Source organism: Variovorax sp. 350MFTsu5.1, assembly GCF_048302515.1.
GTDB lineage: Bacteria > Pseudomonadota > Gammaproteobacteria > Burkholderiales > Burkholderiaceae_C > Variovorax > Variovorax guangxiensis.
In genome coordinates, this window is sequence record NZ_CP157620.1 from 5511900 (window position 1) to 5537605 (window position 25706).

The window sequence follows — 25706 nt, forward strand, 5'->3', positions numbered from 1 at the left end:
AGTATCGCGCGGAGTTCCGACCAGCCGCCTTCCCCCTGCCCGTCAGTCCTCGACGAAGGCCTCTTCGCGCTTGGCCTTCACCGAAGGCAGCAGCACCACGATCAGCAGCAGCGCGGCGGCGACCAGCAGGCCCGCCGACAGCGGCCGCATCACGAACACGCTCCAGTCACCGCGCGACAGCAGCAGCGCCCGGCGCAGGTTCTCTTCCATCATCGGCCCGAGGATGAAGCCCAGCAGCAGCGGCGCGGGCTCGCACTTCAGCTTGAGGAACAGGTAGCCCACGATGCCGAAGATCGCCACCATCCACACGTCGAAGGTGTTGTTGTTCTCCGAGTAGACGCCCACCGCGCAGAACAGCACGATCGACGGGAAGAGCCACTTGTAGGGAATGGTCAGCAGCTTGATCCAGATACCGATCATCGGCAGGTTCAGCACGATCAGCATCAGGTTGCCGATCCACATCGAGGCGATCAGGCCCCAGAAGAGCTCCGGGTTGCTGGTCATCACCTGCGGGCCCGGCTGGATGTTGTGGATGGTCATGGCCCCGACCATCAGCGCCATCACTGCATTGGGCGGAATGCCCAGCGTCAGCAGCGGAATGAAGGAAGTCTGCGCACCAGCGTTGTTGGCCGACTCGGGGCCCGCCACGCCGCGGATGTTCCCCTTGCCGAAGGCTATCTCGCCCTGCTTGAGCTTGATCTTCTTCTCGATGGTGTAGGCCGCGAAGGCCGACAGCAGCGCGCCGCCGCCGGGCAGGATGCCCAATGCCGAGCCCAGCGCCGTGCCGCGCAGCACCGCTGGCGTCATGTCCTTGAAGTCCTGCTTGGTGGGCCACAGGCCCTTCACCTTGGCGGTGAACACTTCGCGCTCATGCTCGGGCACGGCCAGGTTGGCGATGATCTCGCCGTAGCCGAACACGCCCATCGCAATGGCGATGAAGCCGATACCGTCGGTGAGTTCCGGGATGTCGAAGCTGTAGCGCGCCACGCCCGAGTTCACGTCGGTGCCGACGAGGCCGAGCGCGAGACCCAGCAGGATCATCGTGATGGCCTTCAGCAGCGAACCCGAGGCCAGCACCACGGCACCGATCAGGCCCAGGATCATCAGCGAGAAGTACTCGGCGGGGCCGAACTTGAAGGCCAGCTCGGTCAGCGGCGGCGCGAAGGCGGCCAGGATCAGCGTGCCCACGCAGCCAGCGAAGAACGAGCCCAGGCCGGCAGCGGCGAGCGCCGGGCCGGCCCTCCCCTTGCGCGCCATCTGGTAGCCGTCGATCACTGTCACCACCGACGAGGATTCGCCCGGCAGGTTGACCAGAATGGCCGTGGTGGAGCCACCGTACTGCGCACCGTAGTAGATGCCGGCCAGCATGATGAGAGCCGACACCGGCGGCAGCGCATAGGTGGCCGGCAGCAGCATCGCAATGGTCGCCACGGGGCCGATGCCTGGCAGCACGCCGATCAGCGTGCCCAGCAAACAGCCCACGAAGGCATAGACGAGGTTCTGCGCCGTGAAGGCGACGCCGAAGCCGATCGAGAGATTGGTGATCAGGTCCATTTTTCTTGTCTTGTTCTTGTGTCTTGTTCTTGTGTCTTCTTTGCCGCGGATCAGCCCGAGATGAAGGTCGGCCACACCTGGAACTGCAGCTTCAGCGCGACCACGAAGGCCAGGTAGCTGCCGAGCGCGAGGATGGTGGCGAGGATGGTCACGCCCTTCCAGCCGAAGTTGTCGCCCGCGAGGCTGGCGATGAAGGTGAGTGCGTAGATGGCGACGATGAGTCCCATCGACGGCAGCCCGATGCTCGGCAGGCCGCCCAGCAGCACGCCGAACATCAGGTTCGCGCCGATGATGAAGACCAGAGGCTTCCATGCGATGCGCCCGATGGGCTCGCCGTCTTCCGTCTCCACGGCCAGCGCCTTGAGCGTGATGAGCACGCCCATCAGCGCGATGAGGATGCCCACGATCAGGGGAAAGTAGCCCGGCCCCATGCGGGCGCCGGTGCCGACGTTGTATGTGGTGGCGCCCCATGCGAAGGCCACGCCGAAGGCGCTGAAGAGCACGCCCGAGCAGAAGTCTCTCTGACTCTTGATTCTCACCGTTGATGTCTCCTGGAAGGAACTGCGTTGATCCGCACGGTATGTGCGCTCGGTCGATCCTAGGAATTCACGGCCCCGCTGTGCATGAACAGAACATTGCCATCCGGCAATGTCGGGAACGAAGGCGCCCGCTCAGCCGTCCGCCATCGGCAGGTCGATGCATGCGCGCAGGCCCGGTTTCGCGTCCGCGAAATCGAGCCGCCCGCCATGCAGCGCCACCACCGCCAGCACGCTCGCAAGGCCCAGCCCGTGGCCCGGCACGCTGCGGTCGAGCCGGTGGAAGCGCACGCCGATGCGTTCGTGCTCGGCCTGCGGAATGCCCGGCCCGTCGTCCTGCACGAAGAGCTGCGCCCTGCCGTCCACCGTGTGCGTGCCTATGCGCACCGTGGCGCCGGTGCCGGCGTACTTCAGCGCGTTGTCGAGCAGGTTGGCGGCCGCGCCAGCCAGCAGGTCGCGGTCGCCCAGGGCCACGGCCATGTCGGCGGGCTCGCGCAGCAGCGCGATGCCGCGCAGCTCGGCCACGGCCTCGTAGAGCTCCGCCACGTCGTCGGCGATGACGTGCAGCGCCACCGGGGCGAACTGCTGCCGCCGCGCGCCGGCCTCCACCTCGGCGATCTGCAGCAGCTTCTCGAACACCACGGCCAGCTCCTCCAGTTCGCGGATGGCGGTGCTCACGGCCTCGCGCTGCGGGTCGCCCGCATCGAGCCCTGCTTCCACCGCGCGCAGCCGCACCAGCACGCGCGTGAGCGGGGTGCGCAGGTTGTGCGCGATGGTGTTGGAGACGTGGCGCACGCCGTCCATTAGCGACTGGATGCGGTCGAGCATCGCGTTGATGTCGTGCTCCAGCAGCGCGAACTCGTCTTCCTCGCCCGAAGGCTCCACGCGCTCCTGCAGCTCGCCCTCGGCGATGCGCGCGGCAGTGCGACGCACCGCGCCCACGCTGCGCTCCAGCTCCTGGCGGAAAACGAAGGTGCCGCCGATCAGCAGCAGCACTGCCACGATGCCCGCCGCCGCGCTGGCGCTGGCCACGAGCGATTCGATGGACTCCTGGTCGCGCAGGTCGTGCCCCACCACCAGCATGCCGCCATCGGCCAGCGGGCGCATCACCAGGTACGCGATGACGGTCTGGCCCGTGCGCACCACGCGGCGGTGCACGCCGTCGCCCGCATCGGGGGCCTGCGATGGCATCTGGTCGAGGTTGCCCGCGAGCTTGCGGCCTTCGCGGTCGGTCAGCAGGTAGATCTCGTTGTCGGAGTTGCGGCCGTCCGAGAGCGCGTTCGCGATCTCCCCGGCCACGCCGTCGGCGCCGCGCGCGTCGTAGCGCACCATCAGCTGCTGCATGCTCGCGGCCACCTGCCGCACCATGCGCTGCTGCAGCACACCCACCGTCTGCATGTAGACGATGGCCAGCGCCGCCAGCATGGTGATCGCCACCAGCAGCCCGTAGTAGAAGGCGAGCCGGAAGCCGACCGAGCGCCATAGCCGGCGCAGAGCCGCGGTCATTGCGGCGCTGCCAGCGTGTAGCCCACGCCGCGCACGGTGTGGATCAGCGTGGGGGCGCCGCCCGCGTCGAGCTTGCCGCGCAGCCGGCTGACCTGCACGTCGATCACGTTGGTCTGCGGATCGAACTGGTAGTCCCACACCGCCTCCAGCAGCATGGTGCGCGTGACCACCTGGCCCGGATGCATCATGAGATAGGCCAGCAGCCTGAACTCGCGCGGCTGCAGCGCGATGGCCCGGCCGCCGCGCTCGACATGGCGGCGCGCGAGGTCGAGCGTGAGGTCGGCGATCTGCAGCATGCGTATCTCGGGCCCGGTGCGGGAGCGCCGTACCAGCGCTTCGGCGCGCGCTGCAAGCTCCGAGAAAGCGAAGGGCTTGGCCAGGTAGTCGTCGCCGCCGGCCTTGAGCCCGCGCACGCGCTCGTCGAGCGCATTCAGCGCGCTGAGCACCAGCACCGGCGTCTTCTTGCCGAGCGCGCGCATGGTCGAGAGGATCGAGAGGCCGTCCACCTCGTTGGGCAGCATGCGGTCGAGGATGACGATGTCCCACTGCTCGCCGGTGGCGCGAGCGAGCGCGTCGGCGCCGTCGCGGCTGATCACCGCCACGTGGCCGAGCGAGCGAAAGCCGTCGGCGATGTAGCGCGCGTTGTCGGCGTCGTCCTCGACGATGAGGCAGCGCCACATGGCGGTGGGGCCTAGCACCCCTGCGCGGCACTCCGGCAGGGAGCGGCGATGGAGGCTGGCGACGGAGGATGAAGACGGGGAAGAGGCTGCGTTCTGATGATGCTCATGGCGACGGGGTCGGCCGGCGCCCATCGTCACGTTCACGCGGGCACCGCCGGGGCCATCCTAGCCGCCATTGGATCAGAGAAAGCGCTGCCCCTTCATTACCGTTTGTCCATGTTCGAAAGCCGCGCTCAGGCCCGCAGCAGCGGCAGGCGCAGCGTGAGCCCCAGCACGCCGCCGCCATGCGGCGCCGAGTAGATGCGCCCGCCATGGTGGCCGGCGATGCGCTCGCAGGCCTTGGCGCTGGCCGCCATTGCGGCCGGGAGCCTGCCGTCGAAGAACCTCGCGAGCGGCGGATGGGCATCGACCGCATCGAGGTCTCGCCAGTGGACTACCGCCTGCTCGCCATCGGCATGCGCGGACACCTGCAGCGTCGTGCCGGCGCGCATCACGCTGGCCGCATAGGCCGTGACCTTCGCGAGCAGCTCGCGCAGCTCGGCCTCGATCGCGAACACGCGCACCGCTTCCTGCGGCAGCTGGATGTCGAGGCGGAAGGCCTTGCCGTCGGCCTGGGCCGAGGCGGCGTCGAGCAGCGCACCGATGTCCTGCGCGCGGCTCGCGCTCATGCGCTGCCGCGCTTCCCCGCGGGCCTGCGCGGCGAGTTCGCGCGCCTTGGCGCTCTGCCGCAGGTTGGCGACGAGCAGCGAGAACATCATGCCGGCCACGCCGCCGAGCCCCAGCAGGATCGCGGCGGCGATGATGAATCCGAGGTTGCCCGATTGCAGCTGCCCTCCGCCCGTCATCAGCGCGCTCCCGGCGGCTGCGGCGCGGGTTCGCCCGGCAGGTCGCGCGCGCAACGCTCCTGCGCCGGTGCGCGGCCGGCCTCGCATGCGCCCCAGCCCGGAGGCGGGCGGCGCGCATCGCCGAAGAACATTGGAGGCGGCGGTCCCTCGCCGCGGAAGCCGTGCGGCGGCGGACGATAGGGCATGGGCGGCGGGGGCAGCATGATGCAGCCGGCCAGCCCGGAGGCCGCCAGCACGCCCGCGAGAAGTCGGACTCGGTTCATCGGTCGAAGCTCACTGCTGGTTGTGTGGAATGAGGAATACAGGCGCAAACGAAAAAGCCGCGCGGAAGAAAAAAGGGCAGCGCGTGCATGCCCCTTCCCTTCCGCGCGGCGCGCGTTCGATATCAGAACGCGTGGCGGATGCCGAAGTCGTAGCCGGTGGAGGAACGCGGCAGGCCGGTGTAGCTGGTGCCCGTGCTGCCGTAGCCGGTGGTGCTGGCCGACACCAGGCTGCCCGTGTAGTTCACGTCGTTGCGGTTGTTCACGCGCGCCACCGTCGCATACAGCGCCGTGCGCTTGGACAGGTTGTGCACGTAGCCGATCGCGAACTTGCGCGCCAGCGGGTCCTCGCCCGTGATGCCGGCCGCGCCTTCGTTGTAGCGCACCTGCGAGTACGCCACGCGGATCAGGCCCGCGCCCACCGGCACCGTCGCGCCGATCAGGTAGCCGTTGTAGCTGTCGTGCGCGTCGGCCACTGCCGCGTAGTCGAACTTGTTCTTCACGTTCGACAGCTCCCCGAACAGCTTCACGGGACCGAAGTCGTACGAGGCGCCCAGGTTGATGGTCTGCACGCTGCGCTGCAGCGCGGTCGTGTCCACGACGGTGCTGCGGCCCACGCCCAGGGCGACGTCCAGCGGGCCGTTGGCGTAGCCGAAGCGGCCACCCACGTAGCGGCCCGCGCTGCTGCTCGAGGCGGCCGTGGTGCTGGTGGCGTCCGTGCTGGCGTTCTCGTGCAGCGCGTACTGGAACTGGCCGTAGAAGCCGCCCAGGTTCGGCGGCAGGAAGTAGCCGATCGAGTTGCTGGCGCGCACGTAGTTGGCGTTGTTGAGGGTGGTGTTGCCGCTGACGGTGCTGATGACGTTGGTGCCCGAGCCGTTGGTGCCGAACGGGTCGAAGACGGTGTCGTTCCAGAAGGTGGGCGTGTAGTCGCGGCCCAGGCGCAGCTCGCCGAAGCCACCCGACAGGCTCACGGTGGAGCGGCGCGCGAAGGTGGAGATGCCGGTGGCGCCGTCGTCGTTGGTGATGGGCGCTTCGAGCCAGAAGCTCGCGGCCAACCCGCCGCCGAGGTCTTCGGTGCCGCGGAAGCCGATGCGGCTGGAGTTGTAGCCGGAGTTGCCCAGGCTGGTCTTGCTTTGCTTGACCGACGCGCCGGTGGTGGTGTCGCGCGAGGTCGTCGACTGGTAGGTCAGGCCGGCGTCCACGACGCCGAACAACGTGACGGACGATTGGGCACAAGCCAGGCCGCAGACGGCCAGGGCAGCGAATGCCGTGAGGGTTTTCTTCATTCAGGTTCTCCAGTTGCAGCGGCTCTACATCGAGCAGCAGACACGCATGGTCCCGTTCAAATTCGGAGGAATCTTGTGATTGACCATTGCTTTGGGAGAACTGTTGTTTGCACGCAAACCATCGCGCTCCACCGAAGGAAACACCTCGTTCAAGAAGTCTCCCAAAAGCGGCGCGATGCTCCCTCGATCGAAGGAGCCCTCCATGACCATCGCCTTGCCGCCGAGCACGACCGCCACCTCGCTGGGCGTGCAGCAGCTCGCCAGCGCATTCAGCCCCACCTTTTCGTACCTGCGCATTCTTCGCAACCTCATCATCCCGATGCCGGAGGGCCACACGGTGCCCACCGCGCGCGTCGACGCGGTGCTGGTGTGCGAGACCGGCGTGTATCTCTTCGAGATCAAGGCCTGGCGCAACGCGTTCGTCTACCGCAAGAAATCGGACCAGTCGCCGCCGCGCTGGTTTCTGCGCCTGCACGGCGGCAAGAACGCGCGCGAGGTGAAAGACCCCGCATGGCAAGGGGGGCGCAAGACCACGCAGCTGCGCAGCCTGCTGTCCGACGAGCTGCGGCTGCAGTACTTCGTGCTGCTGCCCTGCGAGGGCATCGAGCTGGAAGGCGTGATGCCTGCGGCCGTCATCACGCAGCAGGACCTGCCCTACATCGCGCGCCTGGTGCGCAACAACGGCCGCCTCGCGCGCAATTACCCGCTGCTGGACGAGCGGGCCATCGACCGCACCGTGGAGCGCCTGCTGGAGATACAGGGCAGCCTGACGATCGAGGACCACCTGCGCAACTGCCGCGAAAGAAGCGCGCAGATGCCGGAAGCCGCCGCCGCGCCGGCATGGGCGGCATCGAACGCAATGGGGTTGCAGTAAGCCGCAGGTAAAGACCCCGGCCGGTCCGGGGCAGCCCGGAGAAAGTCCCAAATTTCTCCGACATTGGCGGGAACCATGCGGCGATGCAGTTTCCCAAGTCACTCGCAGCTGCCGCCGCGCTGCTTGCCTCCATCGCCACATCTTCCGCCTGGGCGGTCGAGCCCTTCACCGTCAGGGACATCAGGCTCGAAGGCCTGCAGCGCGTCGAGCCCGGCACCGTCTTCGCCACCGTGGGCCTGCGAGCCGGCGACACCTACAGCGACGAACGCGGCAGCGCGGCCATCCGCAAGCTGTTCGAACTCGGTCTCTTCAAGGACGTGCGCATCGACGTGAATGGCAACGTGCTGGTGGTGGTTGTGGAAGAACGCCCCTCCATCGCCGACGTGGATTTCGTGGGCACCAAGGAATTCGACAAGGCGGCGCTGCAGAAAGCGCTGCGCGAGGTGGGGCTGTCCGAAGGGCAGGCCTACGACAAGGCGCTGACCGACCGCGCCGAGCAGGAGCTCAAGCGGCAGTACATCAGCCGCAGCCTCTACAACGCGCAGGTCATCACCACCGTCACGCCGCTGGAGAGGAACCGGGTGAACATCACCTTCACCGTGACCGAAGGCGAGCCCGCTCGCATCAAGGAAGTGTACGTGGTCGGCAACAAGGCCTTCAGCGAGAGCACGCTGCTCGACCTCTTCGACCAGGACACGGGCGGCTGGCTCGACTGGTACACCAAGTCCAACCAGTACTCGCGCACCAAGTTCAACGGCGACCTGGAGACGCTGCGCTCCTACTACATCACGCGCGGGTATCTAGAGTTCCGCATCGACTCCACGCAGGTCGCCATCTCGCCCGACCGGCAGACGCTGACCCTCACGATCAACATCACCGAGGGCGAGAAGTTCGTGGTGGCCAGCGTGAAGCTCGCGGGCGACTACATGGGCCACGAGGACGAGTTCAAGACGCTGGTGACCATCCGCCCCGGCAAACCCTACAACGGCGAGGACGTGGCCGCCACCACCAAGGCCTTCACCGACTACTTCGGCACCTTCGGCTACGCATTCGCGCGCGTGAAGGCCGAGCCGGAGATCGACCGGCAGAACAACCGCGTGACGCTGGTGCTCAAGGCGGAAGCCTCGCGCCGCGCCTATGTGCGCCGAATCAACATCGGCGGCAACACCAGGACGCGCGACGAGGTGATCCGCCGCGAGTTCCGCCAGTACGAGGGCGCCTGGTACGACGGCAACAAGATCCGCGCCTCGCGCGACCGCATCGACCGCCTGGGTTTCTTCACCGACGTGAACGTCGACACCGTCGACGTGCCCGGCTCGCCCGACCAGGTCGACCTGGCGGTGAACGTGACCGAGAAGCCCACCGGATCGCTGCAGCTGGGCGCGGGCTACTCGTCGACCGACAAGGTCTCGCTGACCTTCGGCATCACGCAGGAGAACGTGTTCGGCAGCGGCAACTACCTGGGACTGAACGTGAACACCAGCTCGTACAACCGCACCATCTCGCTCACGGCCACCGACCCGTACTTCACCAAGGACGGCATCTCGCGCACGATCAACGTGTTCCACACCACCACGCGGCCCTACTACGAGGCCGACGGCAACTACAAGCTCGCGAGCGACGGCGGCTCCATCCGATTCGGCTTCCCGGTGGGCGAGCAGGACACGGTGTTCCTCGGCATCGGCCTGGAGCGCTGGTCGTTCACGCCGGGCACCAACGGCACCTACACGCTGGTCGACGGCTCGTACGTGTACACCGCCACGCCGCAGGCCTACCTCGACTACTTCAAGTGCACGGGCACCGCGCCGAGCGTGAGCTGCGCCAAGTCGAGCATGATCGCCATCCCGGCCACGCTGGGCTGGTCGCGCGACGACCGCGACAGCGCGCTGGTTCCCACGCGCGGACGCCTGCAGAGCGCCAACCTCGAGATGGGCGTGGGCAACGAGCTGCGCTACCTGAAGACCAACTACCAGTACCAGCAGTACTTCCCGCTGTCCAAGCAGTACACGCTCGCCATCAACGGGCAGCTGGGCTATGCGCGCGCGCTGGGCGACAGCACCTACCCGATCTTCAAGAACTTCTATGCCGGCGGCCTGGGCTCGATCCGCGGCTTCGAGCAGAACTCGCTCGGCCCGGCCGACTCGGTCACGGGAGGCGCGCTGGGCGGCACGCGCAAGGCGATCTTCAACATGGAGTTCAGCACGCCCTTCCCCGGCGCGGGCAACGACAAGACGCTGCGCCTGTACACCTTCCTCGACGCAGGCAACGTGTTCGCCGACCGCACCGCGAGCATGACCGACGCGCAGTGGAAGGCGCAGAACCGCATCCGCGCCTCCACCGGCATCGGCATCAGCTGGATCTCGCCGCTGGGCCCGCTGCGGCTGGCCTACGCGGTGCCGCTGATCTACCAGAAGGCCGACACCGCGAACAACATCGCGGCCGACCGCACGCAGCGCTTCCAGTTCCAGATCGGAACCTCGTTCTGAGCACGGGGGGTCCTGGCCATGGGTCGCATCCTGCTGGTGGAGGACAAGAGGCACGACAGCGCCTCGCTGCTGCTGGGCCACCTGCACGGCGCGGGCCATGAGATCGAACAGGTCGGCGACGGAGAGGCCGCGCTGGAGCGCATCCTGGGCGAGCCGCCCGCGCTCACCCTGCTCGACGTGGTGCTGCCGCGCATCGACGGCATCCAGGTGCTGGAGAAGGTGCGTTCCTGCGGCAAGCACCCGATCATCATGCTGACCGGGCGCACGCACGAGGCCGACCGGCTGCTGGCGCTGGACATGGGCGCGGACGACTATGTCTGCAAGCCCTTCTCGCCGCGCGAGGTGGTGGCGCGCATCCAGACGGTTTTGCGCCGGCATGCACAGTGGCGCGACAGCGTGGCGCGGCCCTCGACCGCCGTGCGCTTCGACGACCCTCGCGGCAACGCCTGCCTCGAAGGCCGCGCGCTGACGCTCACGCGCCGCGAGCTGCTGCTGTTGCAAGCACTGTCACGCGACCCCGGACGGGTGTTCACCCGCTCCAAGCTGCTGGAGGCAGCCTTTCCCGAGGCCTTCGACGTGAACGAGCGCGCCGTGGACGGGCACATCAAGAACCTGCGCAGGAAGCTCGCGGCGGCCGTGCCTTCGCACGACTGGATCCGCTCGGTCTACGGCGTGGGCTTCAGCTTCGCGGAACGGCCGATCGTCAGCTCGTGGTGCGCGGCGGCACCAGCGCCTTGAGGCGCGCGGCGCCGGCCAGCGCGCGCGGATGCATGGGCCTGCCACCGCCCGCGCCGCCCGCACCGCCCATCGGGGGCATGCCCTGGGGACGCGGCGGCATGTCGCCCGCGGGAGGCGGCGGCCGGTCGATCGCCGGGCTCGCAGCCGGGTCGACTACCAGCGCGAGCGTGGCCACGTAGCGCTGGCGCTCCTCGCGCACCGCGCCGAGCACCGTGTCGCCGGCCTTCAGCGCGATGCCGTCGACGCTGTTGAGCGTGTCGCGCACCCGCGTGCGCTGGTAGAGCGGAACCTGCGTGTACAGGAACTCGCTGAGCGCATCGGGCAGGAAGAACTGCGAGGTGAGCACCGCACGCGTTCCGTCGAGCACCTTCATGTGGATGTGCGTGGTGCGCCCCGCGTACCAGCCCGGATAGATGGTGGCGAAGGCGGCGACGCCCTCGCGGTCGGTGAGCTGGCTGCCCCGCAGGAAGGTCTTGCCCTCGAAGGCGAGCGAGCGGTCGTCGCCCTGCTCGCCGAAGCCGGAATAGCGCCCCTGCATGTCGCAATGCCAGATGTCCACGCGCAGCCCAGGCAGCGGCTTTCCGGTGGTGTCGCAGACGTTGAAGCGCACTTCCAGCGGCACGCCGTCGAGCCCCTCGGTGATGTCCCGGCGCATCCGGCCCAGGTCGAGGTAGTAGGGGCCTTCGGTGGTCTGCGCGGTCAGCGGCAGCTTCTTCGGCGCGGTGGCCCCGGCGGGCCGGACGGAGGCGGCTGCGGCCAGCGTGGCCGCGCCCAAGGTGGCCAGCAGGCCGCGGCGGCCGATGGCGGTGTCGTCGTGACTTGTCACTCTTCCTCCCTGTGAACGTTGGAGCCTGTGAGTTGCGTACCGGCCGGCCGCGTGACCCGGACCTCGGCCCAGAGCACCAGCAGCACCCACGCCTGGGCAAGAAGGCAGAAAGACACGACGATCGCCCCCTGCAGCGCAAGGCTCGGTTCCGGATTCATGGCCTCATGCTGGGGCCGCATGGTGGAGAAAAGATGGAGATCCCCGAGCGGATTTCCTCCCAGATTCCTCCACATTCGGTCGCGATGATCGGTGGCCGTCCCCTCCAGCCGTCCTCAGCCCGCCTCCCCTCGCCCGCCATGCATGCCGCAGAATGCGGCACTGCCCCTCCGAGCCCATGCCTCACCTGACCCTTTCCAGAAAGATCTTCCTGGCGCTGGCCGCCTTGTTGATCGTGCTGCTGATCAGCTTCGCGGGCCTGTCGATCATCGCGCTGCAGCGCGGACTGGGCTCCTACGTGGCCGAGATCGAGATCCGGCGCATGGACTGGCTCTCGCAGATTCTCCTGAAGTACTACGTGGCCAACGGCGACTGGAAGGGCCTGCACGACAACGAAGACGCATGGCGCCGCCTGCAGATGGGCCGGCTGGCCGCCGCGCTCGACAACGGCACCGGCGGCGCCGACGAAAGGCGCCTGCCGCCCTGGTACGAGCACCGCGCCATGCGCGGCAACCCGCCGCCGGAGGGCAATCGCGGCAACCGCGGCAATGCCGGCGACGGCAACAACGAGGACGAGGGCCGCCCGCCTCCGCCCCCGCCACCGCCGGAATCCGGCCTGCCATCGCAGCAGCTCGACCTGGTGCCGCGCCGGCTGCCGACGATGCCGCCGCCGTGGTTCTTCCGCGATCCGCGCGAGATGCCGGACTCCATCTTCCAGCGGCTGGCCCTGCTCGACGCGCATGGCGCGCGCGTGGTGGGCGCCGAGGGCGACCTGGCGAACGCCGCGCGCATACCGATACGGCGCGACCGAAGCGTCATCGGCTACCTGGCGCTGACGCCGATGCAGGGCCTGGAGAGCGAGGCCGACCGGGCCTTCGTCGCGCGGCAGTCGGGCGTGATCGTGCTCACCGGCCTGTGCGGGCTCGGCTTCGCGCTGGTGCTGTCGTGGCTCCTGGCGCGCCGGTGGTTCAGGCCCATCGACGAACTCACGCAGGCCGCGCAGGACGTGGCGCGCGGCCGGCTCTCCACCCGCGTCGCGGTGCAGGGCTCCGACGAACTGGCGCTGCTGGGCCGCACCTTCAACGACATGGCGCAGCGCCTGGACACGATGGAGGCCTCGCGCCGCGCCTGGCTGGCCGACGCGGCCCACGAGCTGCGCACGCCGCTGGCCGCCATGCGCGCGGAAATCGAGGCGCTGCAGGACGGCGTGCGCACCTTCGACGAGCGCACCGCGCTGCGGCTGCACCGGCAGGTGATCCGCCTGGGCCAGCTGGTCGACGACCTGCGCAGCAGCATGCGCGAGCCGCAGAGCGACCTGCTCGCGACCACCGTGTTCCCGCTCTCGCTGCTGAAGGAAGCGCTCGACCACACCCGCGACCGCTTCGACGCGCGCAACATCACGGTGGACCGCCGCGCGGTCGACCGCATCGGCGCCTCCGCGCAGCCCGTGATCGAGGGCGACGCGCATCGGCTGCACCAGGTCTTCATGAACCTGCTGGAGAACGCGCTGGCCTACACCGACGAGGGCGGCGAGCTGCGCATCGACGTCATCGTCGAAGGCGCGTGGACGGGCAACCGCCTCACGCTGGTGTTCGACGACAGCGCGCCGGGCGTGCCCGAGTCCGAGCTGCCGCGCCTGTTCGACCGCCTCTTCCGCGGCGAGAGCTCTCGCAGCCGCGAACACGGCGGCTCCGGGCTCGGCCTTTCCATCTGCCGCGCGACCGTCGAGGCGCACGGCGGCACCATCGACGCGTCGGCCTCGCCACTGGGCGGCCTGCGCCTGACCATCACCCTTCCACTGGCAGCAACGTCATGACACGCATCGTCATCGTCGAAGACGAAACCGACATCGCCTCGGTGGTGCAGGACTACCTGCGCCACGCGGGCTACGACACCGAACTCTTCACCGATGGGCAGAGCGCGCTCGAAAGCATCGTCGCCTCGCCGCCCGGCCTCACGCTGCTGGACATCATGCTGCCGCGTCTCGACGGCATCGAGGTGCTGCGCCGCGCGCGCGAGCACACGGCGCACCCGATCATCATGCTGACCGCGCGCATCGAGGAAGTCGACCGGCTGCTGGGCCTGGAGCTGGGTGCCGACGACTACGTGTGCAAGCCCTTCTCGCCGCGCGAGCTGGTGGCGCGGGTGCGCGCCGTGCTGCGCCGCACCGCGCCGGGCCTCGCACAGGGAGCGTCCCCGCAGGGCGACGCGCCGGGGCTGGTGCTGGACGACGTGCACTGGCGTGCCTCGCTCGAAGGCACGCCGCTGAACCTCACGCGGCGCGAATTCGGGCTGCTGCAGGTGCTCTCGCGGCACCCGGGGCGCATCTTCTCGCGCGCCCGCCTGCTCGAACTGGCCTACGACGACACGGTGGACGTGACCGAACGCGCCATCGACAGCCACGTGAAGAACCTGCGCCGCAAGCTCGGCGTGGTGACGCCGGAGCACGACTGGATACGGTCGGTGTACGGCGTCGGTTTCGCCTGGGAAGCACCGGCGGAGGCGAAGGACTGAGCGCGCGTTCTCGCGCACCCTTCTCGCCCACTTACTGGTACGCCGCCAGCTCCTGCTTCGCAATCGCGTTGCGATGCACCTCGTCGGGACCATCCGCCACGCGCAGGTGGCGCTCGTAGGCGTAGAAGTGCGTGAGCAGCGTGTCCTGGCTCAGGCCCATGGCGCCGAAGGCCTGCATGGCCCAGTCGACCACCTTCACGCAGTTGTTGGGCGTGAGCACCTTGATCATCGCGATCTCCTTGGCGGCGACCTTGTTGCCCACGGTGTCCATGCGGTAGGCGGCGTTGAGCACCATCCAGCGCGACTGCTCGATGAGCATGCGCGACTCGGCGATGCGCTCGCGCCACACGCCCTGCTCCGACAGCGGCTTGTGGAAGGCGGTGCGCGACACGAGGCGCTGGCACATCATCTCCAGCGCGGCCTCGGCCATGCCGATGGCGCGCATGCAGTGGTGGATGCGGCCGGGGCCAAGGCGGCCTTGCGCGATCTCGAAGCCGCGGCCCTCGCCGAGCAGGATGTTCTCGACCGGCACGCGCACGTTCTCGAACACGATCTCGGGGTGGCCGAAGGGCGGGTCGTACACGCCGAGCAGCGCCATGTCGCGCACGATGGTCACGCCGGGCGTGTTCTTCGGCACGAGGATCATCGACTGCTGCCTGTGGCGGTCGGCGTTGTCGGGGTCGGTCTTGCCCATGAGCACGAAGATCTCGCAGCGCTCGTTCATCGCGCCGGTGATGTACCACTTGCGGCCGTTGATGACGTACTCGTCGCCCTCGCGGCGGATGCTGCAGCGGATGTTGGTGGCGTCGCTGGAGGCCACCTCGGGCTCGGTCATCGCAAAGGAGGAGCGGATCTCGCCGGCCAGCAGCGGCTTGAGCCAGCGCTCCTGCTGCGCCTTGGTGCCGTAGCGCGCCAGCACTTCCATGTTGCCGGTGTCGGGGGCGGAGCAGTTGAAGATCTCGGAGGACCAGTAGCGCCGGCCCATGATCTCGCACAGCGGCGCGTACTCGACGTTGCTCAGGCCGGGGCCGTGCTCCGACTCGGGCAGGAAGAGGTTCCACAGTCCGCGCTCGCGCGCCTTGGCCTTGAGGCCGGCCATCATCGGCAGCTCGGCGTACGGCCGGCCGGCGCGGGCGTTGGCGGCGAGTTCCTCCTCGTGGCGCTTCTCGTTGGGATAGACGTACTCGTCCATGAACCTGAGCAGTTCCTCGCGCAGCGCGATCACCCGGGGCGTGAATTCGAAATGCATGGTGCGTCCTTCAGCAAGAGTCGGTGTTGTGCATGTGCGCCTTGAAGGTACGTTGCGCGCGGCGTTTCGCACGGTCTTCCGGGTGACAGCGCGGGGCCGGTGCTGTCACCTTGGCAGCACCGGCCGGCGCGACAATGGGTGCATGACAGCCAGCCCCACGCACGACACGCCCCCCTCCGCACAGCCACGCCCCGTGCGCATGGCGGCCACCCTCATCGTGCTGCGCGACGCAAGTGCCGGCCTGGAAGTGCTGATGCTGCGGCGTGCCGAGAAGGCCAACGACCAGAACAGCGGCGCGAGCGTGTTCCCGGGCGGTGTGATCGACGCGCACGACCGCGGCCTGCACGGCTGCTGCAGCGGCCTCGACGACCGGGCCGCGAGCGAACGGCTCGAAGTGCCCGAAGGCGGCCTCGACTACTACGCAGCGGCGATCCGCGAATGCTTCGAGGAAGCCGGGCTTCTGTTCGCGACCGATTCCACCGGACAACTGGTGACGCTCGACGGCCTGCCTCCAAGCCAGCTCGCCGAGATGCGCCATGCGGCGGAGCAAGGCACCGACGCGCTGCTGTCACTGTGCGCGCGGCACGGCTGGCAGCTCGCAGCCGACCGGCTCGCGTACTTCTCGCACTGGCTCACGCCGCCGGGCATGCCGCGCCGCTTCGACACCCGCTTCTTTCTCGCGGCCATGCCCGAGGCGCAGAGCGTGCAGCCCGACGGACGCGAGACGGTCGAGCACATGTGGCTGCGTCCCGCCGATGCCGTGGACCCGGCGCGCGGGCTCAAGCTGATGAACGTGACGCGCCGCATCCTGCTGGAACTCGCGCGGTTCAAAAGCGTGGGCGAGCTCATGGCGCATGCGCGCGGCCTGAAGCACATTCCTCGCGCGATGCCGCGGCTGGCGGACGGTCCGAAGGGACGGCGGCCGGTGAACATGGAGGAGCCTTCGTACGAGGAAGTCGGCTTTGTCGATCCCGATGGCGAAGGCGGCGGCCGCTACGCGCACGAGGCCGGACTGGCGATGCGGCTTTCTGCGCGGGTGCTGCGGGTGACAGGAGAAGCCGGCGACGGATCGGGCACGCTGGTGCACAGCTACTTCGTGGGAACGGCGGGCGGCGATTGCGCCTTGATCGACGCATCGCCCGCGGGCCCCGCGCATGCCGAGGCGCTTGCCTCCGCCGCGCCGGGACGCGTGCGATGGCTCCTGTCGACGCGGGCGGCTTCCGATGCAGGCACCGTGGTACTGGCGCCGGGCGAGCAGATCAGCGTCGGCGATGCGACGCTGCGCGTGCTGCCGGACGATGGCGATGCGCAGTCGCGCCGGTTCCTGCTGGTCGAGGAAGGCATGCTGTTCGCGGGCACTTCCGATGCGCCCACGGCCGACGACGAACAGGTGCGGTGGATCGCGCCGCGCCACGGATTCCTGCGCAGCCGGCGCTGACCACCCCCGCAGCGCCTCATCCCGCCACATGGCCGTGGCATGCATCGTGCAAGATCGGCCCATCATGCTTCCCCTGTCTCCCGACGCGCTGCGCCAGCGGCTGCGGTCTTTCGCCTCTCGCGCGCAACCCGTGCGCATCCTTCTCACCCTCGGCAGCCTCATGGCGGGCTGCGCCTGGAGCGGCCACGCCGATGCGGTGATCCCCCTCTTCCTCGGTGCCATCGCCAGCGCGCTCGCCGAGACCGACGACAGCTGGCGCGGCAGGCTGCGTGCGCAGGTGGTAACGCTGGCCTGCTTCGCGGCCATCGCGTTCGCGGTGGAGGCCGCCTTCGGCATGCCGCTGCTGTTCATCGCCGGGCTCGCGCTCGCGGCCTTCTGGCTCACCATGCTCGGCGCCGTGGAGGCGCGCTACAAGGCGATCGCGTACGCGACGCTGATCCTCGCGATGTACGCCACGCTGGGCATCGAGAACATGGGCGCGCACGGCGTGGCGCATCGCGGCCGCGAGCCCCTGCTGCTGGTGGCGGGCGCCGCCTGGTACGGCGTGTTCTCGGTACTGTGGTGCGCGGCCTTTCCGGCGCAGCCGGTGCAGGCGCGACTGGTGATGCTGTTCACGGTGCTGGGCAACTACGTGCGCTTCAAGGCGTCGCTCTTTGAGCCGCTGCGCGGCATCGACATAGAGCGCAAGCGGCTCGCGCTCGCGCAGCTCAATGCCGAGGTGGTGACGGAGCTCAACGCGGCCAAGGAAAGCATCTTCCGCCGCATCGGCGCGCGGGCGCCGACCGGACGCATCTCGCGCTACCGGGGGCTTTACCTGATCGCGCAGGACGTGCACGAGCGTGCCAGCTCCTCGCACGACGACTACAACGCGCTGGCCGATGCCTTCTTCCACAGCGACCTGCTCTACCGCTGCCAGCGCGTGCTGGGCCTGCAGGGGCTGGCCTGCCAGCGGCTGGCCGATTCGGTGGAGCGGCGCGAGCCCTTCGAGGTGGGGACCGAGACCGTGCAGGCTCTGGCCGATCTGCGCAGCGCCATCGAGCACGAACGCGCGCGGGCCGGCACACCCGAGCGGCTGGTGCTGCTGGCCTCGGTGGAAGCATTGGCACGCAATCTCGCGCTGCTCGACGGCCAGCTCGCAGGGGCCAGCCAGCCTTCGGCGCGCGCGGGCCGTACGGAGATGGGCCTGTTCGACCGCTCGCCGCGCTCCTGGCGCGACGCGGTCGAGCGGGTGCGGCGGCAGCTCACGGTGCGCTCGCCGCTCTTCAGGCACGCGCTGCGGCTGTCGATCGCGCTGGTGGCGGGCTACGGGGTGATGCATGTCATCCACCCGGCGCAGGGCTACTGGATCCTGCTGACCACGCTCTTCGTCTGCCAGCAGACGTATGGCGACACCATCGCGCGCATGGGGCAGCGCATTGCCGGCACCGCCCTCGGCGTGGTGGCGGGCTGGGCGCTGCTGCAGCTCTTTCCGCAGCCGCTGGTGCAGTCGGTGCTCGCGGTGATCGCGGGGGTGCTCTTCTTCGCGACTCGCGCCACGCGCTACCTGCTGGCCACCGCATCGATGACGCTGCTGGTGCTGATGTGCTTCAACCAGGTCGGCGACAGCGGCGTGCTGCTGGTGCCGCGGCTGGTCGACACGGCCATCGGCAGCGCCATCGCCGGGCTGGCGGTGCTGCTGGTGCTGCCTCACTGGCAGGCCCGCCGCATCAACGAGCTCGCGGCGGCCGCCATGCGCGGCCACGCGGGCTACCTGCGGCAGATCGTCGGCCAGTACCGCACCGGCGCGCGCGACCACCTCGACTACCGGCTGGCGCGGCGCAACGACCACAACGCGGATGCGGCGCTGTCCACCGCCGTGTCGGACATGTTCCGCGAGCCGGGCTACGTGAGGCCGCGCGCGGGGGTGGCGCTGCGCTTCCTGATCCGCTCGCACACGCTGCTGAGCTACCTGTCGGCGCTCGGCGCGCACCGGGCCGCGCTGCCCGATTCGGCCCAGATGGCGGTGCTGCATGCCTCGGCCGAGGGGGCGATCGCGGCGCTGGAGGCGCTGGCGACCGGGCTGGAAAAGGGCGTGGTGGATGCAACAGGCGGCACGGAAGATGAAGCCGCAGCGCGGGCCGCGCTGGCACAGGCCGCAGCCGAAGGCGGGGAAAGCGGCGACCCGCAGGCGCGAACTTTCCATACCGAACTCGGTCTGATCTGGCTGCAGATAGACGCCCTGCGCACCCACGCAAGCGAATGGCTGCAGCCCGAAGGCGGTGATACGACGACCGCGCCAGCCTGAGGAACATCCATGCGATCCGGTCGGTTGAAACCGCCGCTGCGAAGAAAGGCCCGGCGCGGCAGGTAAAATACCCCTACATGTCCCGCTGGTTTGCCGCTACCGTTCTTGCCATCATGTTGTCCTGCTACGGCTTCGCCGTGCTTGCGCACAACATGCTCGGTGCCGGCCATTCGCATGCCGAACCACAGGCGGCACAGGCGACCCAGACGCTGATCGTCAGCGTCGCCTTCTCAGACATCTCCGATCTCTCCGAAGCCAGGAAGCCGGCAGGCGATGCCGACAAGGCATCGGACGACGCCCTCTCCATCGATGAAGCCGGCTCTGAACACGCCGAGCTGGTCGATGCACGCAACGGCGCGCCCGCGCTGCTGCGCTTCACGGAACAGCCGCCGAAACTCGGCCTGACCACCATCGTCTCGCCGTTTCTGGCGCGACCCAAGCGGCCACCCCGCGCCGCGTCCCTCGTCGCCTAGGCCCCAAAAGCCTTCGCGACCGGGAGCCGCCATGGCTCCCGCTCCCCTGTTGTGACCAGGGCCGGCCGCCATCGGGCGGCACCCGCATCGCAACCGCCGCTACCTGATCTCTCTCATTCACGGCCCTGTGCCCCTTTGCGCGCGCCATCCATTGCGCGCACCCGGCGCCGGTCCAGCTTCAAGGAATCAACACAGAATGAACAACAGCCCTACCACCTATCACGACGGCATCGAGCTGCCGATCGCCTCGCCGCAGGAGCGCAACCGCGTCCTGCGCAACACCTACTGGCTGCTCGCGCTGTCGATGCTGCCGACCGTGCTCGGCGCCTGGATCGGCGTCTCCACCGGCTTCTCGCGCGCCATGTCGCCGGGCATCGGCCTGATGGTCTTCCTCGGCGGCGCCTTCGGCTTCATGTACGCCATCGAGAAGACGAAGGAGTCGGCCGCCGGCGTGCCGGTGCTGCTGGCCTTCACCTTCTTCATGGGCCTGATGCTGTCGCGCCTGGTCGGCACCGTGCTCGGCCTGGCCAATGGCGCCAGCCTGGTGATGACGGCCTTCGCCGGCACCGGCGCGATCTTCTTCGGCATGGCCACGCTGTCGTCGGTCATCAAGCGCGACCTGTCGGCCATGGGCAAGTGGCTCTTCATCGGCGCCATCCTGCTGCTGGTGGCGGGCATCGCCAACTTCTTCATCAAGTCGAGCGCTCTGATGATGACGCTGTCGGTCCTGGCCATCGGCATCTTCTCGGCCTTCATCCTGCACGACCTCAAGCGCGTGAAGGACGGCCTGGAGACCAACTACATCTCCGCCACGCTGGGTGTGTATCTCAGCATCTACAACGTCTTCCAGTCGCTGCTGGCCCTGCTGGGCATCGCCGGCGGCCGGGACGAGTGATTCCCCACGAAGGAAGAAAAGGAAGGAACATCCCATGCGTCTCACCACCAAAGGCCGCTTCGCGGTCACCGCGATGATCGACATCGCCCTTCATGGGCGTTCGGGCCCCGTCACGCTGGCTTCGATCAGCCTGCGCCAGCGCGTGTCGCTGTCGTACCTGGAGCTGCTGTTCGGCAAGCTGCGCCGCGCCAGCCTGGTCGAATCGACCCGCGGCCCGGGCGGCGGGTACTCGCTCAGCCGCAAGGCGGCCGAGATTTCCGTGGCCGACATCGTCCTCTCGATCGAGGACCACGATGCCGAAACCACCCGCCAGCGCGATGCCAACGCGCCGGGCGAGGCCGGCCGCTGCGAGATCGACGAGCTCTGGGCCACCGTGAACCTGCGGGCGGTCGAGTTCCTCAAGTCGATCTCGCTGCAGAGCCTGGTCGACGAGCAGAAGGCCAAGGGCGTGCAGGCGGCGGTTCGCAGCGAAGTGCGGCGTTCGCCCAGCGGCCAGCCCGCCACGCGCAAGCCCTTCGTCGTCGACGCGCCGAACTCGGTGTTCGCGCTGGGACGGCGACAGCAAAGCGCCAGCTAGCTCCGAGCCAGCCAGCCCGCCCGGCCCATGCGGCAGGGCCCGTTGCCACGGATCGACGTGGCGGCGGGCTCTCGCCCGCATGGGCTTTTTTCGTTGGCTTCCCCAAGGAAGCCTCAGGAACCCTTCATGTTGCGACGCAACACGGCAGGCAGAATGCACCACAACAGTGCAAATCAATACAGACGCGCGACCCGGGCGATCCCGGCTCGCGCCGCAGCGCGTTTCCGGACGGCCATGACTTTCAAGCTTCTGCTTCTACCCCTCTCCCTGCTCGTGCTCGCCGCGTGCGGCGCCCGGCAGGCCCCTCAAACCGAGACCGCGCCGCCCGAAGTCGGCGTGATGGCGATGCACGCGGGCGATGTGCCCGTGCACACCGAGCTTTCGGGCCGCACGGCCGCGTTCCGCGTGTCCGAGGTGCGCCCGCAGGTCAACGGCATCGTGCGCAAGCGCCTGTTCGAGGAAGGCAGCATGGTCCGCGCGGGCCAGGTGCTGTACGAGATCGAGCCCGGCCCCTTCGAAGCGGCGCACGAGCAGGCGCAGGCCGCGCTCGCGACCGCGCAGGCCGGTATCGCGAGCCTGCGCGGCAAGGCCGAGCGATTCGGCGAACTGGTGAAGGCCAATGCCGTGAGCAGGCAGGAGCACGAGGAGGCGCAGGCCGCGCTCGTGCAGGCGCAGGCCGGCGTGAAGGCCGCGCAGGCTGCCCTGAAGGCGGCGCGCATCAACCTCGAATTCACGCGCATCGAGGCGCCCATCTCGGGCCGCATCGGCCGCTCCAGCGTGACCGAGGGCGCGCTGGTGGCGCCGGGCCAGGCCACGGCGCTGGCGACGATCCAGCGCATCGACCCGATCTATGTCGACGTGGTGCAGTCCAGCCTCGAACTCACGCGGCTCAAGCGCCGCTTCATCTCGGGCGACATGGCGCCTGCGAGCACGCGCGTGGGCCTGCGCATGGAAGACGGACTGCCCTACCCGCACGCCGGCACGCTGAAGTTCACCGAAGTGGCCGTCGACGCCGCGACCGGCTCGGTCACGCTGCGCGCGGAGTTTCCGAATCCGCAGGGTCTGCTGCTGCCCGGCATGTACGTGCGCGCGCAGGTCGAGGCCGGCGTCGAACGGCAGGCCGTGCTCGCGCCGCAGCGCGGCGTGGCGCGCAACGACAAGGGCGAGCCGACCGCACTGGTGGTGGGCAAGGACGACAAGGTCGAACTGCGCGCGCTCGAGGTGCGCGGCGCCTCGGGCGACCAGTGGATCGTGACCGGCGGTCTGCGCGAAGGCGACCGGCTCGTGGTCGACGGCCTGCAGCGCGCGCACCCGGGCGACAAGGTGAAGCCGGTGCCGGTATCGGCGGCGCCGACGCCCGCCTCGGCCGACTGAAGAAAAGACAACGCCCGTGATAGCCAACTTCTTCATCCAGCGGCCCGTGTTCGCATGGGTCATCGCCATCCTGATCATGCTGGCCGGCGGCGTGGCCATCCGCACGCTGCCGGTCTCGCAGTACCCGGACATCGCGCCGCCCACCGTCGTGGTCTCGGCCAACTACCCCGGCGCCTCTGCGCAGGCGGTGGAAAGCAGTGTCACGCAGGTGCTCGAGCAGCAGCTCAAGGGCATCGACGGCCTGCTGTATTTCAAGTCGACGAGCAGCTCGGCCGGCTGGGCCGAGATCGCCGTCACCTTCCGCCAGGGCATCAACCCCGACACCGCCCAGGTGCAGGTGCAGAACAAGGTCAGCCAGGCCACCAGCCGCCTGCCGCAGGCGGTGCAGCAGCAGGGTGTGACGGTTGCGAAGTCGCAGAACAACTTCCTGCTGATCGTCGCGCTCTACGACCAGACCGACCGCCGCACCGACACCGACGTGGCCGACTGGATGGCCAGCAACCTGCGCGATCCCATCAGCCGCGTCGACGGCGTGGGTTCGGTGCAGGCCTTCGGCGCTTCGTACGCGATGCGCATCTGGCTCGATCCGCACCGGCTCGCGAGCTACCAGCTGATGCCCTCTGACGTGACCGCCGCCATCACCGCGCAGAACACGCAGGTGTCGGTCGGCGAGATCGGCGCGCGGCCCTCGCCCGCGAAGCAGCAGCTCACCGCCACCGTGACGGCCCTGTCACGGCTGCAGACGCCGGAGCAGTTCCGCGACATCGTGCTGAAGACGCAGGCCGACGGCGCGGTGGTGCGCCTGGGCGACGTGGCGCGCGTGGAGATGGGCAGCGAGTCGTATGCCGAGACCACGCGCCTGAACGGCCACCCCGCCGCCGGCGCCGCGGTCATGCTGGCGCCCGGCGCCAACGCGCTGACCACCGCCAGCGCGGTGAAGGCGCGCATGGCCGAGATGGAGCCCTCGCTGCCCGCCGGCCTGCGTGTGGCCTACGCCGAGGACACGACGCGCTTCGTGAAGATCTCGATCAGGTCGGTCATCAAGACGCTGCTGGAGGCCATCGCGCTGGTGGTGGTCGTCATGTACCTGTTCCTGCAGAACTGGCGCGCCACGGTCATCCCGGCCATCACCGTGCCGGTGGTGCTGCTGGGTACCTTCGGCGTGCTCGCGGCCTTCGGCTATTCGATCAACGTGCTCACGCTCTTCGGCATGGTGCTGGCCATCGGCCTGCTGGTGGACGACGCCATCGTGGTGGTGGAGAACGTCGAGCGCGTGATGCACGAGGAAGGGCTGGACCCGAAGGCCGCCACCATCAAGTCGATGCAGGAAATCACCGGCGCGCTGGTGGGCATCGCGGTGGTGGTTTCGGCGGTGTTCCTGCCGATGGCCTTCTTCGGCGGCTCCGTGGGCGTGATCTACCGGCAGTTCTCGGTGACCATCATCGCGTCGATGGCGCTGTCGGTGGTGGTGGCCATCGTGCTGATCCCTGCGCTGTGCGCGCGCTTCCTGCGTGCGAGCGATGCGCCGCGCACGCGCGGCTTCCTGGGCGCATTCAACCGCCGCTTCGACGCCGCGCAGGGCCGCTACGTGGGCCTGCTGGGCCGCATCCTGCGCAAGCCGCTGCGCTTCGCGGCCGTGTACGCGGCCATCGTGGCCGGCATGGGCCTGCTGTACCTCGGCCTGCCCGGCGGCTTCCTGCCCGAGGAAGACCAGGGCAGCGTGATGGTGCAGCTCACGCTGCCGGCGGGCTCCACCATTGGCCGCACCGATGCGGTGAACCGCATGGTCGAGAGGCACTTCCTCGAAACCGAGAAGGACACGACCGACACCATCTTCACGCTCTCGGGCTGGAGCTATGGCGGCTCGGGGCAGAACATGGGCATGGCCTTCGTCTCGCTCAAGGACTGGTCCGAGCGCGGCCATGCCGACCAGCGCGCCCAGGCCATCGTCGAGCGTGCCGGCACAGCGCTGGGCAGGCAGCAGCGCGACGCCGAGGTCTACGGCATGGTGCCGCCGCCCATCGAGGGGCTGGGGCAGTCGAACGGCTTCGAGTTCTGGCTGCAGGACACCTCGGGCATGGGCGCGCAGAAGCTGGTGCAGGCGCGCGAGTCATTGCTGCGCGACGCGGGCAAGGACACGCGGCTGCAATCGGTGCGGGCCAACAGCGTGGCCGGCACGCCGCAGTTGCAGATCGACATCGACCAGCTCAAGGCCTCGGCCCTGCGGCTGTCGCTGGACGACGTGAACACCACGCTGGGCATCGCCTGGGGCGGCAGCTACGTCAACGACTTCATCGACCGCGGCCGCGTCAAGCGCGTGTACGTGCAGGCCGACGCACCCTACCGCTCCGACCCGGACGACATCCGGCAGTGGTTCGTGCGCGGCGCCACCGGCGCGATGACGCCGTTCTCGGCCTTCGCCACCACGCGCTGGTCGCAGGGCGCGCCGCAGCTGGAGCGCTACAACGGCCTGCCGGCGGTGCAGATCCAGGGCGCGGCCGCGCACGGCACGAGCTCGGGCACGGCGATGGCCGCGGTGGAAAGCATCGCGAAGAAGCAGCGTGGCACCGGCCATGCGTGGAGCGGGCTCTCGTACCAGGAGCGGCTCTCGGGCGGACAGGCGCCGCTGCTGTTCGCGCTGTCGATCCTCGTGGTGTTCCTGTGCCTGGCGGCGCTGTACGAGAGCTGGTCGGTGCCGTTCTCGGTGATGCTGGTGATTCCGCTTGGCGTACTCGGCGCGGTGATCGCGGCGGCGCTGCGGGGCCTGTCGAACGACATCTACTTCCAGGTCGGCTTGCTCGCGACCATCGGGCTGTCGGCGAAGAACGCGATCCTCATCATCGAGTTCGCCGAAGCCGTGCTGCGCCGGGGCATACCGCTGCTCGACGCGGTGGCCGAAGGCGCGCGCCTGCGGCTGCGGCCGATCCTGATGACCTCGCTGGCCTTCCTGGCCGGCGTGGTGCCGCTGGCGCTGGCCTCCGGCGCGGGCTCGGCCAGCCAGATCGCCATCGGCACCGGCGTGTTCGGCGGCGTGCTGGCCGCGACGGCGCTGGGGATCTTCTTCGTGCCGCTGTTCTATCTGCTGGTGAAGCGGGCTGCGGGCAGGTTCTTCAGGCGCAGCAGCGGGGTCGCGGCAACGCCTTGAGCGAAGCCAG

22 protein-coding genes are annotated in these 25706 nt (G+C 69.0%); 12 read left to right on the forward strand and 10 right to left on the reverse strand.

Going from position 1 to position 25706, the window contains the following annotated elements; translation table 11 throughout:
• Nucleotides 1-42: 42 nt before the first annotated feature.
• From ABL843_RS25080 to ABL843_RS25110, 7 genes are all read right to left on the reverse strand, one after another.
• Nucleotides 43-1554 (reverse strand): tripartite tricarboxylate transporter permease, encoded by a 1512-nt coding sequence (locus ABL843_RS25080; protein ID WP_418117699.1) that lies wholly within the window; start codon nucleotides 1552-1554, stop codon nucleotides 43-45.
• Between the two features lie 50 nt (nucleotides 1555-1604).
• Nucleotides 1605-2093 carry a tripartite tricarboxylate transporter TctB family protein gene (locus ABL843_RS25085; protein ID WP_418117700.1) on the reverse strand — a complete coding sequence of 163 codons (489 nt, stop codon included), beginning with the start codon at nucleotides 2091-2093 and terminating at the stop codon, nucleotides 1605-1607.
• A gap of 132 nt (nucleotides 2094-2225) precedes the next feature.
• Nucleotides 2226-3596 (reverse strand): sensor histidine kinase, encoded by a 1371-nt coding sequence (locus ABL843_RS25090; RefSeq protein WP_418117701.1) that lies wholly within the window; start codon nucleotides 3594-3596, stop codon nucleotides 2226-2228.
• Nucleotides 3593-4276 carry a response regulator transcription factor gene (locus ABL843_RS25095; protein WP_369660977.1) on the reverse strand — a complete coding sequence of 228 codons (684 nt, stop codon included), beginning with the start codon at nucleotides 4274-4276 and terminating at the stop codon, nucleotides 3593-3595. The genes ABL843_RS25090 and ABL843_RS25095 overlap by 4 nt, the downstream gene beginning before the upstream one ends.
• A 233-nt stretch (nucleotides 4277-4509) precedes the next feature.
• Nucleotides 4510-5121 carry an ATP-binding protein gene (locus ABL843_RS25100; protein WP_418117702.1) on the reverse strand — a complete coding sequence of 204 codons (612 nt, stop codon included), beginning with the start codon at nucleotides 5119-5121 and terminating at the stop codon, nucleotides 4510-4512.
• Nucleotides 5121-5384, reverse strand: coding sequence for a hypothetical protein (locus ABL843_RS25105; protein ID WP_418117703.1), 264 nt, complete (start codon nucleotides 5382-5384; stop codon nucleotides 5121-5123). Before ABL843_RS25105 ends, ABL843_RS25100 begins: the two co-directional genes overlap by 1 nt.
• A gap of 122 nt (nucleotides 5385-5506) precedes the next feature.
• Entirely contained in the window at nucleotides 5507-6667 is a 1161-nt protein-coding gene (locus tag ABL843_RS25110; protein WP_418117704.1) for a porin, read from the reverse strand.
• A 202-nt stretch (nucleotides 6668-6869) separates the two neighbouring features.
• On the opposite strand from ABL843_RS25110, the gene ABL843_RS25115 reads away from it, so the two are divergent.
• From ABL843_RS25115 to ABL843_RS25125, 3 genes are all read left to right on the forward strand, one after another.
• Nucleotides 6870-7541, forward strand: coding sequence for a nuclease-related domain-containing protein (locus ABL843_RS25115; RefSeq protein ID WP_184642194.1), 672 nt, complete (start codon nucleotides 6870-6872; stop codon nucleotides 7539-7541).
• Between the two features lie 83 nt (nucleotides 7542-7624).
• Nucleotides 7625-10027 carry an outer membrane protein assembly factor BamA gene (bamA, locus tag ABL843_RS25120; RefSeq protein WP_418117705.1) on the forward strand — a complete coding sequence of 801 codons (2403 nt, stop codon included), beginning with the start codon at nucleotides 7625-7627 and terminating at the stop codon, nucleotides 10025-10027.
• Nucleotides 10028-10045: 18 nt separating this feature from the next.
• Entirely contained in the window at nucleotides 10046-10765 is a 720-nt protein-coding gene (locus ABL843_RS25125) for a response regulator (protein WP_369660973.1), read from the forward strand.
• Here ABL843_RS25125 and ABL843_RS25130 read toward each other — a convergent pair.
• Nucleotides 10731-11591, reverse strand: a complete 861-nt coding sequence (locus ABL843_RS25130) for an intradiol ring-cleavage dioxygenase (protein WP_184642197.1) — start codon at nucleotides 11589-11591, stop codon at nucleotides 10731-10733. The genes ABL843_RS25125 and ABL843_RS25130 overlap by 35 nt on opposite strands.
• A complete protein-coding gene (locus tag ABL843_RS25135) occupies nucleotides 11588-11749 on the reverse strand; it encodes a hypothetical protein (RefSeq protein WP_369660971.1) in 162 nt (53 codons plus the stop codon). The genes ABL843_RS25130 and ABL843_RS25135 overlap by 4 nt, the downstream gene beginning before the upstream one ends.
• Nucleotides 11750-11925: 176 nt before the next feature.
• Between ABL843_RS25135 and ABL843_RS25140 the strand changes: the two genes are divergently transcribed.
• Complete coding sequence (locus ABL843_RS25140; RefSeq protein ID WP_418117706.1) at nucleotides 11926-13563, forward strand: ATP-binding protein; 1638 nt, start codon at nucleotides 11926-11928, stop codon at nucleotides 13561-13563.
• Nucleotides 13560-14261: a response regulator gene (locus ABL843_RS25145; RefSeq protein ID WP_184642200.1), complete on the forward strand. Its 702-nt coding sequence runs from the start codon at nucleotides 13560-13562 to the stop codon at nucleotides 14259-14261. Before ABL843_RS25140 ends, ABL843_RS25145 begins: the two co-directional genes overlap by 4 nt.
• A gap of 31 nt (nucleotides 14262-14292) precedes the next feature.
• Here the strand turns inward: ABL843_RS25145 and ABL843_RS25150 are convergent, their stop codons facing one another.
• On the reverse strand, nucleotides 14293-15510 hold the full coding sequence (locus tag ABL843_RS25150) for an acyl-CoA dehydrogenase family protein (RefSeq protein ID WP_126024968.1): 1218 nt from the start codon (nucleotides 15508-15510) through the stop codon (nucleotides 14293-14295).
• Between the two features lie 142 nt (nucleotides 15511-15652).
• Between ABL843_RS25150 and ABL843_RS25155 the strand changes: the two genes are divergently transcribed.
• The 7 genes from ABL843_RS25155 (at nucleotide 15653) to ABL843_RS25185 (ending at nucleotide 25696) form a co-directional block, all read left to right on the forward strand.
• Nucleotides 15653-16948, forward strand: a complete 1296-nt coding sequence (locus ABL843_RS25155) for an NUDIX hydrolase (RefSeq protein ID WP_369660965.1) — start codon at nucleotides 15653-15655, stop codon at nucleotides 16946-16948.
• 64 nt (nucleotides 16949-17012) lie between these two features.
• On the forward strand, nucleotides 17013-19232 hold the full coding sequence (gene yccS, locus ABL843_RS25160) for a YccS family putative transporter (RefSeq protein WP_418117707.1): 2220 nt from the start codon (nucleotides 17013-17015) through the stop codon (nucleotides 19230-19232).
• Between the two features lie 77 nt (nucleotides 19233-19309).
• Nucleotides 19310-19705, forward strand: coding sequence for a hypothetical protein (locus ABL843_RS25165; RefSeq protein ID WP_240650806.1), 396 nt, complete (start codon nucleotides 19310-19312; stop codon nucleotides 19703-19705).
• 196 nt (nucleotides 19706-19901) lie between these two features.
• A complete protein-coding gene (locus tag ABL843_RS25170) occupies nucleotides 19902-20600 on the forward strand; it encodes a Bax inhibitor-1/YccA family protein (protein WP_126024971.1) in 699 nt (232 codons plus the stop codon).
• A 34-nt stretch (nucleotides 20601-20634) separates the two neighbouring features.
• Nucleotides 20635-21177, forward strand: coding sequence for an Rrf2 family transcriptional regulator (locus tag ABL843_RS25175; protein WP_418117708.1), 543 nt, complete (start codon nucleotides 20635-20637; stop codon nucleotides 21175-21177).
• A 234-nt stretch (nucleotides 21178-21411) separates the two neighbouring features.
• Nucleotides 21412-22551, forward strand: coding sequence for an efflux RND transporter periplasmic adaptor subunit (locus ABL843_RS25180; RefSeq protein WP_418117710.1), 1140 nt, complete (start codon nucleotides 21412-21414; stop codon nucleotides 22549-22551).
• 19 nt (nucleotides 22552-22570) lie between these two features.
• Nucleotides 22571-25696 carry an efflux RND transporter permease subunit gene (locus ABL843_RS25185; RefSeq protein ID WP_418120514.1) on the forward strand — a complete coding sequence of 1042 codons (3126 nt, stop codon included), beginning with the start codon at nucleotides 22571-22573 and terminating at the stop codon, nucleotides 25694-25696.
• The last annotated feature ends 10 nt before the right edge of the window (nucleotides 25697-25706 follow it).